The 15,459-nt window shown below is 46.0% G+C and carries 8 protein-coding genes and 1 pseudogene; 4 read left to right on the top strand and 5 right to left on the bottom strand.

Features of this window, described 5'->3' with window-relative positions; all coding sequences use genetic code 11:
- The first annotated feature begins 62 nt into the window (after nucleotides 1–62).
- On the top strand, nucleotides 63–254 hold the full coding sequence (locus tag AAHH42_RS08900) for a transposase (RefSeq protein WP_342222048.1): 192 nt from the start codon (nucleotides 63–65) through the stop codon (nucleotides 252–254).
- 208 nt (nucleotides 255–462) lie between these two features.
- On the opposite strand, the gene AAHH42_RS08895 is transcribed toward AAHH42_RS08900, so the two are convergent.
- The 5 genes from AAHH42_RS08895 to AAHH42_RS08875 all read right to left on the bottom strand — a co-directional run bounded on the left by AAHH42_RS08895 (nucleotide 463) and on the right by AAHH42_RS08875 (nucleotide 11,957).
- Entirely contained in the window at nucleotides 463–720 is a 258-nt protein-coding gene (locus AAHH42_RS08895) for a hypothetical protein (protein WP_342220943.1), read from the bottom strand.
- A 213-nt stretch (nucleotides 721–933) separates the two neighbouring features.
- Entirely contained in the window at nucleotides 934–1,476 is a 543-nt protein-coding gene (locus tag AAHH42_RS08890) for an IS630 family transposase (RefSeq protein WP_342220942.1), read from the bottom strand.
- Nucleotides 1,391–1,756 carry an IS630 transposase-related protein gene (locus AAHH42_RS08885; RefSeq protein WP_323586042.1) on the bottom strand — a complete coding sequence of 122 codons (366 nt, stop codon included), beginning with the start codon at nucleotides 1,754–1,756 and terminating at the stop codon, nucleotides 1,391–1,393. Before AAHH42_RS08885 ends, AAHH42_RS08890 begins: the two co-directional genes overlap by 86 nt.
- Nucleotides 1,757–1,921: 165 nt before the next feature.
- Entirely contained in the window at nucleotides 1,922–3,106 is a 1,185-nt protein-coding gene (locus AAHH42_RS08880) for an IS3 family transposase (RefSeq protein WP_342220941.1), read from the bottom strand.
- A 106-nt stretch (nucleotides 3,107–3,212) separates the two neighbouring features.
- Complete coding sequence (locus AAHH42_RS08875; protein WP_342220940.1) at nucleotides 3,213–11,957, bottom strand: TcdA/TcdB pore-forming domain-containing protein; 8,745 nt, start codon at nucleotides 11,955–11,957, stop codon at nucleotides 3,213–3,215.
- Nucleotides 11,958–13,197: 1,240 nt separating this feature from the next.
- Between AAHH42_RS08875 and AAHH42_RS08865 the strand changes: the two genes are divergently transcribed.
- The 3 genes and pseudogenes from AAHH42_RS08865 to AAHH42_RS08855 form a co-directional block, all read left to right on the top strand.
- Entirely contained in the window at nucleotides 13,198–13,998 is an 801-nt protein-coding gene (locus AAHH42_RS08865; protein WP_342222047.1) for a ParA family protein, read from the top strand.
- Complete coding sequence (locus AAHH42_RS08860) at nucleotides 13,985–14,857, top strand: ParB/RepB/Spo0J family partition protein (RefSeq protein WP_425286289.1); 873 nt, start codon at nucleotides 13,985–13,987, stop codon at nucleotides 14,855–14,857. Before AAHH42_RS08865 ends, AAHH42_RS08860 begins: the two co-directional genes overlap by 14 nt.
- Nucleotides 14,830–15,432: pseudogene (locus AAHH42_RS08855) on the top strand (IS630 family transposase); the annotation flags it as partial. The gene AAHH42_RS08860 and the pseudogene AAHH42_RS08855, both read left to right, overlap by 28 nt.
- Nucleotides 15,433–15,459: the final 27 nt, after the last annotated feature.

The following is a 15,459-nucleotide window of genomic DNA, read 5'->3' as shown; positions in this document are numbered from 1 at the left end:
TTTGTTATGCGTGGGTAACCCAAGACTGACTGCCAAAAATCCCTCAAGGGGCTGTCATCGTGATGGATAATGTGAGCTTTCACAAACGCCAGGATATCCAGTCTGCTAGACAAAAATCCGGTTTTATTCTGGAATATCTCCCGACGTATTCTCCTGACCTCAACCCAATTGAGCACAAATGGGCTCAGGCTAAAGCCCTTCGTAGGAAACGACAATGCGATATCGACACTCTCTTTTCTAACCCTTTGTTTTGAATCAATTTATACGGCTACAGACATATTGTATGCACAAATTATTGTGATTATCTATGTAAAAAGAGAAACTGTATGTATTTTCTGCCCAATCTTTGATGATGCTTAGTCGCCCGATATTTTTAAAGCTATGCTGTATTTTATTCAAACGTTTATCTCTATACGACACCTGAGAAATTACGTTATCAAATAAAACATCATATTTGTTTTTTTAATATCTAATGCCAACGTTATATTTTTGACGATCACGGTTATTAAGGTTACATTTAATTAAGATAGTACCCTTTCCCATTATTATTTTACTGTTGGGGATGAAAATAAGAGGAGGCTCGGTGTTTACTTGTATTTCAGGAATAATGATTATCTCCTTACCTTGCTCTCTAAGCCATTCATCTTTTTCGATGTCATCCACATTGTTTTGATCGTCAATCACTAAAATTCTGGTAGCGGTTAGTTTTTTATCCCACAAATTGCGTATTCTGAGCGACTCCAGCTTATTGTTCTTGTTTTCGATGGCTAACTTGGCTTCTGGATTATGATCTGTACCAATACCTACATTGTCATTGGGCTTGATAACTATTTTTGGTATAGGCGTATAACCCGTGTTATTTTTCGTAGAGCCATCCCCAAAAAATACAATACCTCTTTTTCCGTCTAGTATGGCTGAACGACATAATAATGATTATGCACTATATTGAGAGAATAAGGCGTCAAGGCTGCAATTTAAGTCCCTTCTTTTGCTTTTGGCTTGTGCCCATTTATGTTCAATGGGATTGAGAGCAGGTGAGTAGGGAGTGAGATATTCAATCCGATGCCCGGCTTTACTGATAGCCTGCTGAATGTCGAGACGTTTGTGGAAACTGGCGTTATCCATCACGATGACACAATGAGGAGGAAGAGTAGGCAAAAGGCGCTGGGTAACCCAGGCGTAAAAAACATCACTGTTAATGGAACAAAAAAATAAGCCGACCGCCATCAGGACGGTTCCCAGTAACGCGCCAATGACATTTGTTCGGCCCTTAGGCTGCCCATCCTGGGTACCCCAACAGCGTTGACCTCGTGCAGCATAACCGTGGGTTCGTGGCCTATCGTGTGCGAAACCGCTTTCATCCAGATAAACGACCGGTTTTCCCTGCTTTTTATAGCAGGCTATCGTGTCCTGGAAGGCACGCCGTGTCTCTTCGTCTGCCTTGGGATGACGCAGGGTTTTTTTTATAGGTGACACCCAGGTTTTTCAGTGCCTGCCAAATGGCTTTCTGGCACACCTGAAAGCGCGCCGCCCGTTCCCGTTGGTAAGCATCGGGATAAAGTGCAACATCTTCAGCTAACGCCACTTTATCAAGCTTACGCCGACGGGGGGAAGAAGCTTTAACCTCGATACGACTGAGCCAGCGAGTAACGGAAGCTGAACCAATGTGGAAGCGTTTAGCGGTCTCTCTGATACTCAAGTTTTCTTGCTCTCGAATACCCAGAACTTTACGGCGAAAATCGACAGAGTGGCTCATCGCTAACTCCCTGTTAAATAATTTAGCTATACATTGTAATCAAAATTAATACGTTACGCTATACTGGTGCTCTATCTCCGGTAATTGTCAATGTAGTTGTCGCCCGGAACATAAAATTCTAGGCCGCTTTTTGGGACTGAATATCGCCTTTTTTTCATGTGATTTCTATGGATTTAAATGCACTTCGTTCACATACTGCCATTTACGTAGTTGACCTGACCCGCGAGTTGGGTTTGCAGCCCGCGCGTTGGTATAGACGCGGCGGCGCTGAGCTAATAGGGCCTGATCCAATCCCGCGTGTCTCTGTGCAGGTGTAACAAATTCAATCCCACTGTGGCGATGCACTGGGTTATACCAGTGCTCGATGTGTTCGACCCAGTCGCGTGCTTCTAGCAGATTATCAAAGGGCTTAACCGGGTAATCAGGGCGATATTTTAATGGTCTGAAGGTCGATTCAGAATAAGGATTATCGTTGCTCACTGAAGGTCGACTCAACGAGGTCGCGATACCCAACATGTCTAGCGTAAACAACAGCGTAGCGCCTTTCATGGGGCTGCCGTTTTCGGAATGGAGGGTGACTTGGCCGGGCAGAATCCCCTCACGCAGGCAAACATCTTTCATCATATCACTGGCATTATCCGCACTTTCTTCGGCATATACCTGCCACCCCACTATTTTACGGCTAAAAATATCGAGGAAAACGTAGAGGTAAAAATACAGTCCTTTAATACAGCTGGGTAGATAACTGATGTCCCCACTGTAGAGTTGATTGGGCGCGTTGGCACTGAGCGCCCGAGGTTTACAACGCGGGTGAGCCGGGCGTTCGGCTCGTCGATGCTTCAGCTGCCCGGCCTCACGCAATACGCGGTAAAAGGTGGATTCTGAGGCGAGATAGCTTCCTTCGTCGGCCAACATCGGAACAATCTGACTGGGAGGTAAATGGCTGAGCTCCCCTGCTAATCTTTTATTTTCCAGCTTTAATTCACGTATTTCATCGCGGGGAGGAGTGCTCTGTGTTCGCTTCGGGTCACAAAAATCCTCACGCCAGCGCGTCAGGTGATGGGCAGAAATTCCCTGCGCCCTGCACCACGCGGCGAGTTCACTTTCTGCTAAGCCATGACTCTGTTGCAAAGCCAACAAGCGGGCTTCAATCGGCCACTCTTCCGGACGTTTCGCTGGGTCAGCTCTTGTCGTCATTTTCTTTGCTCTCGCTGATTCTAACCAACTTCTTAGCTTTCTGGGGGGCAAGTTAAGTTCATCTGCAATAGCTTTAATTGTTCGCCCATTGCGCTGATAAACTTTACACAGAGCTTGTTCTTTAAACTCATCTGAATAAGTCGCTTTTCCCACGATAATATCGCCTCTTGAGTATAATCCTATAAGGAAAATTAGAGGCGACAACTATGCTGACACAGGGGGGTTAACCGCAATGCGTGGACGAGGCAACCCATTGAATTTACCCGGCTAGATTTGTCACCGCTACCCAATACTGGTTAACTGACTGCACCAGGTGCTCATTCCGCAAGGGTGATGTTACTCCGCCCTCCGCCGGAAAAGCTGTCATGGCTTGCGCAAGATTATCAATATTATCCCCGACTAACCGGTAACCCCCTGCCTGTATCACTTCCAGTTTATTCTGCGGCTGCGCGTAGTAATCTTTAACCGTTACACTGTCACCAGCATTTTCACCATCGATAAACAGCGTTAAATCATCCCCCTGTTTCCTCAAACCAATCCTGTCTTTGGTGATATCGACAGAAGTAAAATCCAGGGTGTCATGGCCACCACTTTCCATGATGGTGTTATGGCCATCACCACGAGTAAACTGATAATCATCATCGTCATGACCACCAAACAGTGTCTGGCCTGTGTCGTTGAGTAGCTGGAACTGGCCCTGATCTGACATCAGCCGCAATGGACTATCATCGTCGTTTAACGCCGTTTGTCTGGCCATTTCTTTCAGTAACAGGCTCAATGCCAGCGGTGTGGTACCTGTAATTGCAAGTTTCAACCGGCGCTGCGCGGCCGAATCAACATCATTCAGGCGTATACCGCTGCCAGACAGGTTATCATACAGAATGAGTGCCTTACCGCTGTGCTGCAATGAAAATCCTGCCTCACCAGGCTCAAGCCGGATGATAGAATCGACACCTCGCTCGTCCATGACTATCTGCTGATAATGGCTCAAGAGTGAACCATCAAACCGATAGCGATTTCTGCTGGTAGGTAGAGTAGAAATGATAAGGCTATCTGCCCCCTGCAACTGCGGCAATACCACCTCGCCCAGCTCAGTTGCCGATGTCTGCTGGTTCAGCTCCAGCACCAGATTCCCCTGATCCTGGTGAATAAAACTGTAATTCCCTACACAGGTGGTTTGCTGATCCCCTACCACCCAAAGTTCGCCTGTCGTCTGGTCATGGATATAACTGGCCTTCTGCCCGGCAACCTTACCCAGATAGTGTAAGACGTGTTCAGCATTAACACCCGATGCCCGGAGGATTTTTTTCTCGTGAGCCAGATACCAGCCTAGTGCCTGGCCGGATTGAACCAGCAATCTTATTACTGGCGGTGACGCGTAATGGGGCATCATTGCCTCAATCAGCGAGGCCACCTGTGCATCCTGGCGCGCGTTGACACGCAAGGCAATCAGAACAGGTTTGTCCGCCAGTTTTGCGGTGATCGACAACAAGGCGACCGCACCGTCAGTGGTTTCCAGGCGCAGGTTATTGCCGACGCGCACTGCACTGACATATTTTTGGCCCGAAGCCTGTGGCTGCCAGACCTCAGCATTGCCAGGCAAGTCATCAGGCACCAATGACTTGCTCAGTGTTAGCACAGCATTTTCCGCCTGTGGCTGGCGATATAACGTCTGGCTATCAGCATCAAAAATCCATGCATGGCTGTTGTCATGGCTTAACCCAAGGTAAGTCAGGCGGTGATCGGCATTCAGGTCAGGCCCTCCCTGTATTACCCTGCTCGCCACGCTGTCGTACCAGCTACTGAGCACTTTCCCTGTTCTGTCTTGCATCCCCCATAGCAGCAGATTATCGAATTTATTGTCGTTCTGTGTCGCCAGCAGGTCCAGCTGTGTGGTTAAATTTTTCCGGTGATGATGCAGCCACTCTGAAGCCACGCCTACCAGTTTACCTTTGCCTCCGTCATTCAACAACCATACCGTGCCTTCATTGGTGAGCACAAAATACTGTTGATCACAGGGAATGACAGACTTAACCCCGCTCAGAGGCACCCTGGTTGCCTGGGTGCCAGAGAGTCCATTATCCGCCTGGAAATAAACACAACCCTTCTCCCTTCTAAAAAAGTAGTAGCCTGGTTTATCATTCCTGGTGACGAAAGCCAGCACAAGATCCGACGGCAATGCTGCCTCGCCCAGGTTAGCCTTGACGCAGCCCTTTATCTCCTGACCATCAGAAAACAGCCAGTAGCCCTCACTGGTCTTCTCCTCACCAGAAAGACTGATACTGGCTGCCAACGTCCCTTTAACCTGACGTGTTGTCGAGGTCAACGCCTGTACTGGATTGAGCCACTGATGAGGAGTGAGCCTGGCAGATAAATGGGAAAGATGCTCACCGTCCCGTTTTTTCAACCCGTCTACCTGCTCTCCCGGCCTGCCATCTTCTAACGAATAGGCATATTGAACGCCAGCAGATTGCGGGAAAACCGCGGAAAATTCGTTTCCTGCCAGGTCTTGCAGCTCATTCATCAGTGCAGTATCACCACTCACCCTAACCAGTTTCAGGGCGGCCTCTTCAATTTGATAAATGTAGTGAACATTGTTACCCGCATACTGCTGCTCAAAGGCCAGGTAGAGCTGGTTATTGTCTTGCCAGACGCGGCTTTGGATCACCCTGGTATCGTTACCCAACAGTTGAATCGGCAGATACTGCCGGAGCACCTCACCGGTGGCGATATCCACTTGCCAAACATCGGTGCCCCGATAAAACCAGGCTTTATTGCCGTCAACCCAGGCTAGCTGCGCAGTGCTGAGATACTGGTTGGCTTCAGGTTTGCTGGTATAAATAAAGCGATCTGTACTCACCTGATAAAACGCCCTGCCAACATTCCTGCCTGTAGCCGGCGGCCGATAATTTTCCACTGTTATAAAGGAGTTGTGATTGCCGGGATCTGAGTGGTTGGTTAATAACCTGAGGTGCTGGTGCAACGCCTGCCAGTCAGTAAAGCGACTGCCATCGGTTTCCTGTAAGGTTTTACCCTGTTGATCACGGTCGAGAGTAAAAATCTCATTTTTGTTATTTATCACGGAAATGGTGCCACAGGGCTCAGCAGACAGGGTGATTTGTACGCCACCAACCTGCAACTGGTTGCCGCGGATAACAACCTCATCAGCACCCAGTTGACGCCCATCCAGTACCCAGCGGGTGGCAGAGTTGCCTGACTGTAAAGATAAAGAAACCCCAGGCTGCAGACTGATGCGGTATTCGCCACCGTCACCGGCAAACTGATAAGATAATTTCCCCTTAATCACGTCAGGCAGTTGCGGCACAATAATATCGCGGTTCTGCCCGTCTAAAATGACATTGACCGCGGTGGCTTTAATTTCATGGGTAATTTTATGGATGATCCGTTCAGAAGGAAAAGCATAAAAATCATAGTCAAAGCGCCCGTCTTGCTCCAGCCGCCGCAACACATCAAACCCCCTATCACGACGCAAAGTACAAAAGGGTAGAGCCATATACTCATAACGAATATAAGAGACGGCGGTGGTCGGCAGGATCAACGGGCCATCACCCGGAATAAAGCTGTGTTGTGCCTCGGAATAACCAATGCCTTCACGGATATTGATCGCCTCATTTTTATTAGAGTTAAGCTCTCTTGCGGGCCAATAGAAGAAGTAATTACTTTTGCTAGAACCCACTGAGTATTCAGGATCGTTGCGATAAATATATTGGCTACCCAACGTCAGCTGCCTGTTTTTTAAATCCAGTATTTTGATCACCGCACCCGGTATGGGCTCCATCACAGAATAGCGACTGCCATCTGCCAGCGTTCTCGTCACTTGCCGGTAGCCACCCTGTTTATACGCCTCATCCAGATCGGCAAAATAGTCACCCACCGCCTGGGCTTTAGCGGTAACGGCACTAAAGGCTTCTGCCAGTGCGGTAAAACCTATCCCCAGCCCGGCCAGGGGCACCGTCAGCACACCCGCGCATGCCCCTGCCGTAGAAGTGGCCCCCGCAAACCAGCTGAACGCAGTGGTGGCCAGCGACGCTGAATCAAAAGCCAACTGGGTGCCAAAAACTGCGCGCTGGGCTTCATTTTGCGCACGGGAAAGCTCAATGCTATCCAGCACCACATTGCCCAGATTGAATAACGTGCCGAGCCCCTTGCCCAGATGTGCCAGCGGTGACATCTTGCTGGTCAAGGTATTACCCTGGCTGATAGCCACTGCTGACCGGTACAGTGTGGTGATCTTCGCAATATCTTCCGCTGTACTGTGAGCCATTTGTGCCAGGCCAACATAGGTATGTACCTGTAGGGCGGTATTTAATGTGCCAGGCATTTCATCGCCAGCAACAGCAGTGCGGCTTTTACTGGCAAACCAGGGGATCAGCATTTTTACCAGTATGCCCGCATTTAGCCCATCGACTCCCTCAACATCAGTGACATCAGGCAATGAAATGCGTTCCCCCCCGGCAATGTGATATTGTTTGCCGGCCTTCGCCAATTGTTCATTATAATGCTGAATAAAATCAACGATACGCCGATCATCGATGGTGAATTTACGCCGGGCCTGAAAGGGATCAGTCTGATGAATGAACTCGATAGTATAGACCCTGTTCCCCTGCGACAGATCGTTGCTGGTATCACCAGGCTGCAAACTACTGAATACCGGTAGCCACTCTTTTGGCGATAACTGGTTTTTTCTGTAAAACCCGGCCATAGCTGGATAAAGTGCTTCCGCCTGATGAAGAGAGGTAAGCAGCTGATTTTTTTCATTTAACTGACTGATTTTCTGGTCTGAATCCCCGATATCCCAACCGCTTATCTGAACCGCAGTAGAGACTAATTTTCCTGAGTTTTTGTCCCAGCGCAGGATTAATTTATCTTCACTGATTTTATGCTGCCAATTGTTGTTACTGTCCTGCGTCAGTTTTTGCCCACGGTTATTGACGGCAACCTGTACGCGACGCGCAGAAATGTCCGTACGGATATGCTGGGCATCCAATGACAAAGCAAGTTGTTTTGCGTAATCAGTTTCAGTCGCCATCAAACAGGCTACCAGGCTGACATGTTGAGGTTTGCTGTTAACGTTATATTCAGTGCTAAGCAGGGTACGCAGTGCGGCGATCTTTTCCGCAAGCTCAGTCGCGCTGTATCCCGCCAGTCTGTTAATGCCATCTTTATTACTGCCATGTCCCACCACTTGCCAACGCAGGTTTGTTTTCCCTTGCAGAATAGAAGGATCACCATAAACTACCCGAGGCATTCCCTCGGCATCCAGCTGAACCAGCACCGAGTGGGCTGGATGTTTACCGGCCAGCCTAGCGGCTGCATTCATGACCACAGATTCATCTTCAAGCTGAAGAATGATCTGGCCATCAAAGCGGCTGGCTTCTCCAGGGTTGTCAGTATTCACTGTCAGCTGGCTCCAGCTGTTGACATTATCCCTTTTAAGATCAGGCGTATCACTTAACGGGAAGTAACCCTCTTCATGGTAGTGTTCATCACTATTTATTTTTGCTCGGGTTAAACCCGGTATGACACCATGACGTTGTTCAAGATCATTGACATGTAATAGAAAATCACCCAAAACCCGCGGTAACGGGTTCTCTGGTGTTAATTCATTCGCTGCTGTGTCGATATTTTTCAACGCGACCAACCTGGCTCCTCTTGGCCTGGCAACCCGCCTTGACTGCGATTTATCATGGCTATAAACCTGAAACCCAAGCTGTTGCAGGAGGCTTTCTTTGCCTTCTGAAAAGGCATTCATGATCAAAACCTTCGCGCCCTTTTCGGTAGCAGGTATAACGTACTCGTCAATTTTTTGAGCGAATTCAGCTTCAGATAAATATTTATCACTAAAATGACCACTTAATATGATTAAGTCTCCAGGGCCTATATCGTCCCGTTTAAATAATTCCCAGCCATCTCCATGCAGAAATTCTGTTGGCCTAGCTTTATTTGCATGAATATGGCTAATAAAATTCAGTTTTTTATCATTCACCCTGGTATTAAATACCTGTAAGTAGCGGTGTTTATCCCTTGTCAGGATAGACAAGGGCAAGTGAATGGTTTCTTCTCCTAAAGCAGGCAGGTTTCTTATCCTAACCGTATCACCATGATTGCTGGCATTTTGCATAATATAGAATAACGCAGCGAAATTTGCGTTGAAGTGACTTTTTAATTCCTGAAGGGTGGTTATGGTACCATCTTGATGGTGAACTGCTGCGGCAGGCTCATTAAAGACGACTTTTTTATTTTCTATTGATGCGAAGCTGTTCATTTTTTCGTAAAAATATTCATGCAGGTTTTTACGAAACGCGGATCCCTTACCTTTTTTGCTGAATTCAATTAATTTCTGTGTTTTTACGTTTTCATCTAAAGCAATATGACGTAATTCAGGAAAAAGATCGTCAAATTTTATTATCAGTTTCTCATTAAAATTAATGCCATGCCTTTTGCCAATCGCCAGTATATCTGATTTGATTTCCTCAATGGCTTGCAGAACCTGTTCTGGATCCTCAACAATGGCTTTTTGTGCCCGCACAAGCCAGGGATTAACATCATTTAATATCATTTCTCCCTTAAACCCCAGTGCCCTTACCCAGTTAGAATAAGTGCCTGATCCCGACATCGGCTCTATCACTCGCCTGATCACAGGTTCACCACCAACCCTGTGATTGACCACATCTGCAATCAGTTTACCGTTATAATTTGTTAATTCGGTGGCGACATTGCCTGGCATCCGAAAAAATTCCAGGCCATGCAGGTTAAGCTGGATACCCTGCCGGCTGAGTGCTCCTGCTTTTTCTTCGTTGGTTTTGGACGCATCATTTAACAGGCTTTTCGCTGTATTCCAGAATTCACGAGAACGTTTACCCTGGGGATCCCTGCCAGAAACAGGATAAGCCGGATCATTTTCATGCCAGGTACTATCCGTGGAAACATAAGGTTCATATTCAGATCCGTTTAAACCATACTGAATGCCTGAGATTGTAGAGGTGGATGGCTGCTCCCGAGATGTCTCAGGTGCGGCGACTCTGGCTTTTTTGGCTGGCGGCCCTGCGGGTTTTAACTGCGGTGATTGTCCAATGGCAGAGGGTGCTGGAAAGGAAGAGGTATGCTGAATGACAGACGGACGTTGGCCAGATGTGTGCTGAATGACAGACGGGCGCCCAGGAGCCGGTGTGAATCGTATGGCCGTGTTTTCATTGCCCTGGATCGCCTCCCTTCCTAATGTATTAGTCTTCAGGATGTCAGGGTTAATTGACATCGATTTGGCAACGCCAGGGCGATCCTGATCCCCGCCGGGATGACTGCCACCCGTTTCCTCGACCAATTCCCCCATACTGTTCCAGCGCAGGATTAACTTGTTTTCGCTGATTTTGTGGCCCCAGTTGCCAGTGCTGTGTTGCGTCAGTTTGTTACCGTTATCAGTGACAACAACCTGAACACGGCGTGCGGAAATAGCCGTATGAATCTGTTTTTCCTTCAATGACAAAGCGAGCTGTTTTGCATAATCAATGCGTGTTGCCATCGAACAGGCGACCAGGCTGAGATGTTGAGGTTTGCTGTTAACGCTATATTCAGTGTCAAGCAGGATACGCAGTACGGCGATCTTTTCCGCAAGCTCAGTTGCGCTGTATCCCGCCAGTCTGTTAGTGTCACCTTCATCGCTGCCATGGCCCACGACTTGCCAACGCAGGTTTGTTTTCTCTTGCAGAATATGGGGATCGCCATAAACTACCCGATACTTTCCTTGTGAATCCAGCTGCACCAGTACGGAATGGGCCGAATGTTTGCCAGCCAGTTTTGCAGCCGCCTTCATCACTACCGGTTCATCTTCAAGTTGCAAAATGATCTGGCCGTCAAAGTGGCTGGGCTTACTGTCGCTTTCACTGTCGCTATTAACCTTTACTTGGCTCCAGACATCGACATCATCTCTTTTGATCTCAGACATACCCTCAGTGCCAGCATCCAGAGGGTGATACTGATTTTCTTCACCTTTTCCTAGAACAGAAGGGGGTGGCTGTAACGATAGAACATGTGCTTCAACCCATTCACGGGTGCGACCTGATACAGTTGGCACGCCCTGGCCGCTGCTATCGCCCGACAATACAGAAGAGCCTGATTCATTGCCTTCCTCTTCACCAGGCAAGGCAAAACGATCCTCTGCAAAGGGATTATTGGGTGAGTTAATGTCTAGATCACCAGCCTGATAATCGATAAAAGCTTGCAGCGGCACGCCATAGGGCGTGGAAACATGATCCGATGTGACGATATCAGCGATGAGTTTTTGTTCATCCAGATCACTTGAATCAAGAAGATAAATCCTCTCCGGCGTGACGTAAGGAAAATGGGCTTCATCATAGTTTGAATCTTCGTATGTTTCTCCAAGATCATTATCCAGTGCAGAAGCAACATCCTTGCCTTCTGTCACTATGGCATACTGATACGTGGTTTTACCGGTGGTTCGAGCATTATCTGTTCCCCATTCATCAAAAATGTTGTTATTAGCACTGAGGCTGGCACTCCCGATGGTAGCAAATGTGTCAAGCATATTGGAGAAACGCAAAAATTTCCCTGAAGGCCCAAAGCCATAAGTGATCAAGTCAAGGGGCGCTCGATCATCTACACGAAAGACGATGGAATAATTTCCGGCTTTAATTGACTTGCCTTGAACCTTAGCGCCATTCCGGGTTAGCGTGTCCCTGGTAAATTCCTCCATGCTGTGTCGTTTTTCATCGACCCTCATTTTTAGCAGCCCGATAATCTCCGACACTGGCGTGTCTGGATTGACAGTATCAACTGAATAACCTAACGGGGTGAGAACCTGGCTCGTATGCTGACGCCTTTCTGCCGGAGATGGCAAGGGGGGTCTGCTATCTTTCCCAATCTGGCTCATTTCTCGTGTTGGTGCCAGGCCAGCATGCTGAAGGTCACTTTCCTGTGTTGAGGAGGGCGCCACAATATGCAGCAAAGGCTCGTTTGTTTTTTTCATTAGTCGTTTCTTTTTCTTTTTAGGTTCATGGTTAAAAAATAATCGCCATCATGTAAACTTTAATTTTATATTTTAGTTTACAATTAATAATTTGTAATCCAGTTTTTTTATGATGAGCTGATCCAGATTGTCATGGGTTGGACGGAAGAGGCAATATGATAATGAAAACTTCCCCCTATTCAGAGGAGTTTAAAGAAAAGGCGCTGTGTAAGGTATATCAGAGGAATGGACGTACGATTAAGGCTATCGCTGATGAACTTAACTTACCAACCACACAGGACGCTAAGAGGTTGCTTATACCCATTCAACTTGAAGGTATGGGCCCTATGGTTTGGAAATTCTGCCTCTGAGAAAGGGAGCAATTTTTGCCAATGTGCTATCGAAAAATTCAGCTATAGCGTCACGAAATTTTACATTGTAATCAAAATTAAAATGCGTAGCTATATCTGAAAAATCTGTCAAGATTACCTAATATTCAAGTAAAAATTGTTATTATCCCTCAGCTAAAAAGCGATTTTCTTCCATCTTCGCGGGTACTTCATAGTAAAACAATGACCCTTGATAACAAGAAAACGTGGACAGGTACGAGTAACTGGAGAAGTGGTTATTTTCAAGGAGGTAGCGTGTTTCCCGTTTAGTCATGGATTGCATGATTTTGTGATGGCGCAAGACAAGTCGTATAAGTCGACTTGTCTTGGTCTTCTTTTCTTCCGGGCGTTCTCTAGTAACGGTTTTATCTTGTTAAATTTTTCTTCGCTGATGTCGCTTAAGTATTTTTTTCTCATCCTATCAATTTACAGCAACACAGATAAAATTTAAAAAATATTTCGAACCGGCTCTAAGAAAATACGCATTTTTAGCGTCTATCAAACTTTTTTCAATTATCAAACCTATTTGATAATTGAAAAAAACTTTCACATGTGAAAGTTTTAAGAACCCATTCGAAATCTATTATTTATCGCTAATATTTTTCAAAAAACAAACTTATTCACTACATTTTATTGTTACAAGAATTCACAGTGCTTTTTTGCCAGTTTCCCTTATCTTAGCGTCATTCATGACTATTTTTAATAGGTTATAAAAACTGTACTTCCTAAAATTAACCATAGGAAAGTGTTGTAATATCATATTATGATAACTACAATCTTTCACATGTGAAATGGGAGCGAGGCTAGATCACCTATGAAGAATAAAAACAATGAAGAATAAAAACAAAATAGTGAATAGTAGTAAGAAAACCATGACAAAAGTAATCAGCTTTGCTAACCAGAAAGGCGGAGTTGGAAAAAGTACCCTCTGTATTCAGGAAGCATTTTTTCTCTCGATGAAGAAAAACAAAAAAGTGCTCGTATTAGATATGGATGGGCAGGGTAATACTACCTCAAGACTGGCTCCAAGAAATGAATCTAAAGATGGCTCTTACGAAGTAATTTTGTCTGGCACCAAGACTGCTGAGCTTTTTACATCCCACAAGGATAACGTTGAAATGATGAGCTGTCCTTGTGGTGTGGATCTTATCCATACACCGAAAAATGACCCTGATCTATTTGAAATGGAAGCAATGGCTCTGGATCAAGTAATAAATTCAGCTCGCCATTTAAAAAGCCTGTTTGCTAAGTATGATTTTGTGTTGATTGACTGCCCTCCTAGCCTTGGCAGGAAACTTGTGGCTGCGTTGGTAATGTCAACTCATGTAGTCTGCCCTGTGAAGTTGTCTGGATTTGCCGTGGATGGTGTTGAAGGGCTTCTGAAGACCATCATCAATGTCCAGCAAGTCTACAATCCAGACTTAAATATTCTCGGCATCGTGATCAACGATATGGATCGTTCGATGAATCATGACAAAGCGCTGAAAGTACTTCAAGATACGGTTCCAGATTTTTTGTTCCAGAACAAAATTATGCATCGCTCACCTATTGATATTGCAACAACTGATGGTATTCCCGTATGGACGCTCCGTTATGGGCATGTTGCAGCTAAAGAAATAGAAGCGGTATTGGAAGAAATTTTAGAGAAGGTAGAAAGCAATGACGTTAAATAACTTAAAAAGCCTGTCAGATCTTGCTAAAGCCGCTCAAAGTAAAAAAGGTAAAGTAGTCCTGACTGTTAACGTCGAAGATGTAGTTTGTAAAAATCAGGTGCGCAAGCGTTTCCGTAACATCGAAGAATTAGCCGTTACTTTATTGACGGAAGGGCAACAATCGCCAATTATTGTTTTTCCTAAAAACACCGATGGAAAATATGTTATCCAGAAGGGGGAGCGTCGTTGGCGAGCCTGTAAACAAGCTAATATCGAAACCATTGATATTATTGTCAACGATAAACTGCAAAGTGATTTAGATGAGACAGCAGGTGAACTCATTGAAAATATCCAACGTGACAACCTGACTTCGCTCGAAATAGCTCATGCTATTCAAAGCTTCATCGACACAGGTTGGAAACAAAAAGATATTGCAAAACGCATCGGTAAAAATATCTCTTATGTATCAACACATCTATCATTGCTCAAGATGCCTGATTGTGTACGAGAACTGGACGATAATGAAGTATGTTCTGATACAGAAACACTGAATAACCTCCGGCTGTTGTATGAACTGAATGCGGATAGATGTCGTGCTGTTTGTGCCGTATCACGCCATGACGGGATCACTCGTAAGCAAAGTCGTGAGCTTCTCAATGATGCCAAACGAATTAAAGCAGAGATGGAAAATCGTTTCCTTCCAAAGGAACAGCAGGAACATGTACAGCTTCCGCTCAGCAAAAACAAAGAATGGAAGAATATCCGTCCTGATACCCTTACCATCACAGTGAATGTAATGGTTGATGACGATATTAAACGAGGTGTTCTTATGACTGACCGTATGGCGTTGGTTCCAGAAACTGTCAGCAGCAATTTATAAAGACCTACAGCGAATTGAAAGACGCCGCGGGTAATGACCCCATACTGTTTATTGATGCCGTTCATCCGACACAAGCCACCAAAATAAGCTACGGCTGGATACGAAAAGGCCAGGATAAAACGATAGAGACCACCGGGAGCAGAACGCGGTTGAATATCATGGGAGCCTTGAACATCCAGAATGTGGCTAACCCCATAATCCGTGATGATGAGACGATTAACAGCGAAAATGTGGTTCACTTCCTGTCTGCCATTCGCGCGCATTATCCCATCACGACAACGGCACATGTGATCCTCGAGGGTGCAGGCTATCACCGTTCACAGCTTGTGCAAGACGCCGCGCTTACGTTGAATATCCAGCTTCATTACCTTCCGCCGTATAGCCCGAATCTAAACCCGATAGAGCGATTGTGGAAGGTGATGAATGAGCAAACACGAAACAATAGATATTACCCATCTAAACAGAGTTTTAAGAACGATATCTTAAACTTCTTTGAGGTGAAGCTACCACAAATGGCAAGTTCTCTGGTATCTCGCTTAAACGATAATTGCCAGGCGCTAAATCCTGCATCTTGATTTCACTTGGGTATATAGGTACAAAAT

This window comes from Candidatus Fukatsuia endosymbiont of Tuberolachnus salignus (assembly GCF_964030845.1).
Taxonomy (GTDB): Bacteria; Pseudomonadota; Gammaproteobacteria; order Enterobacterales; family Enterobacteriaceae; genus Fukatsuia; species Fukatsuia symbiotica.
Note: the sequence above shows the minus strand (reverse complement) of the source record. Positions and strands in the feature narration are given on the sequence as shown.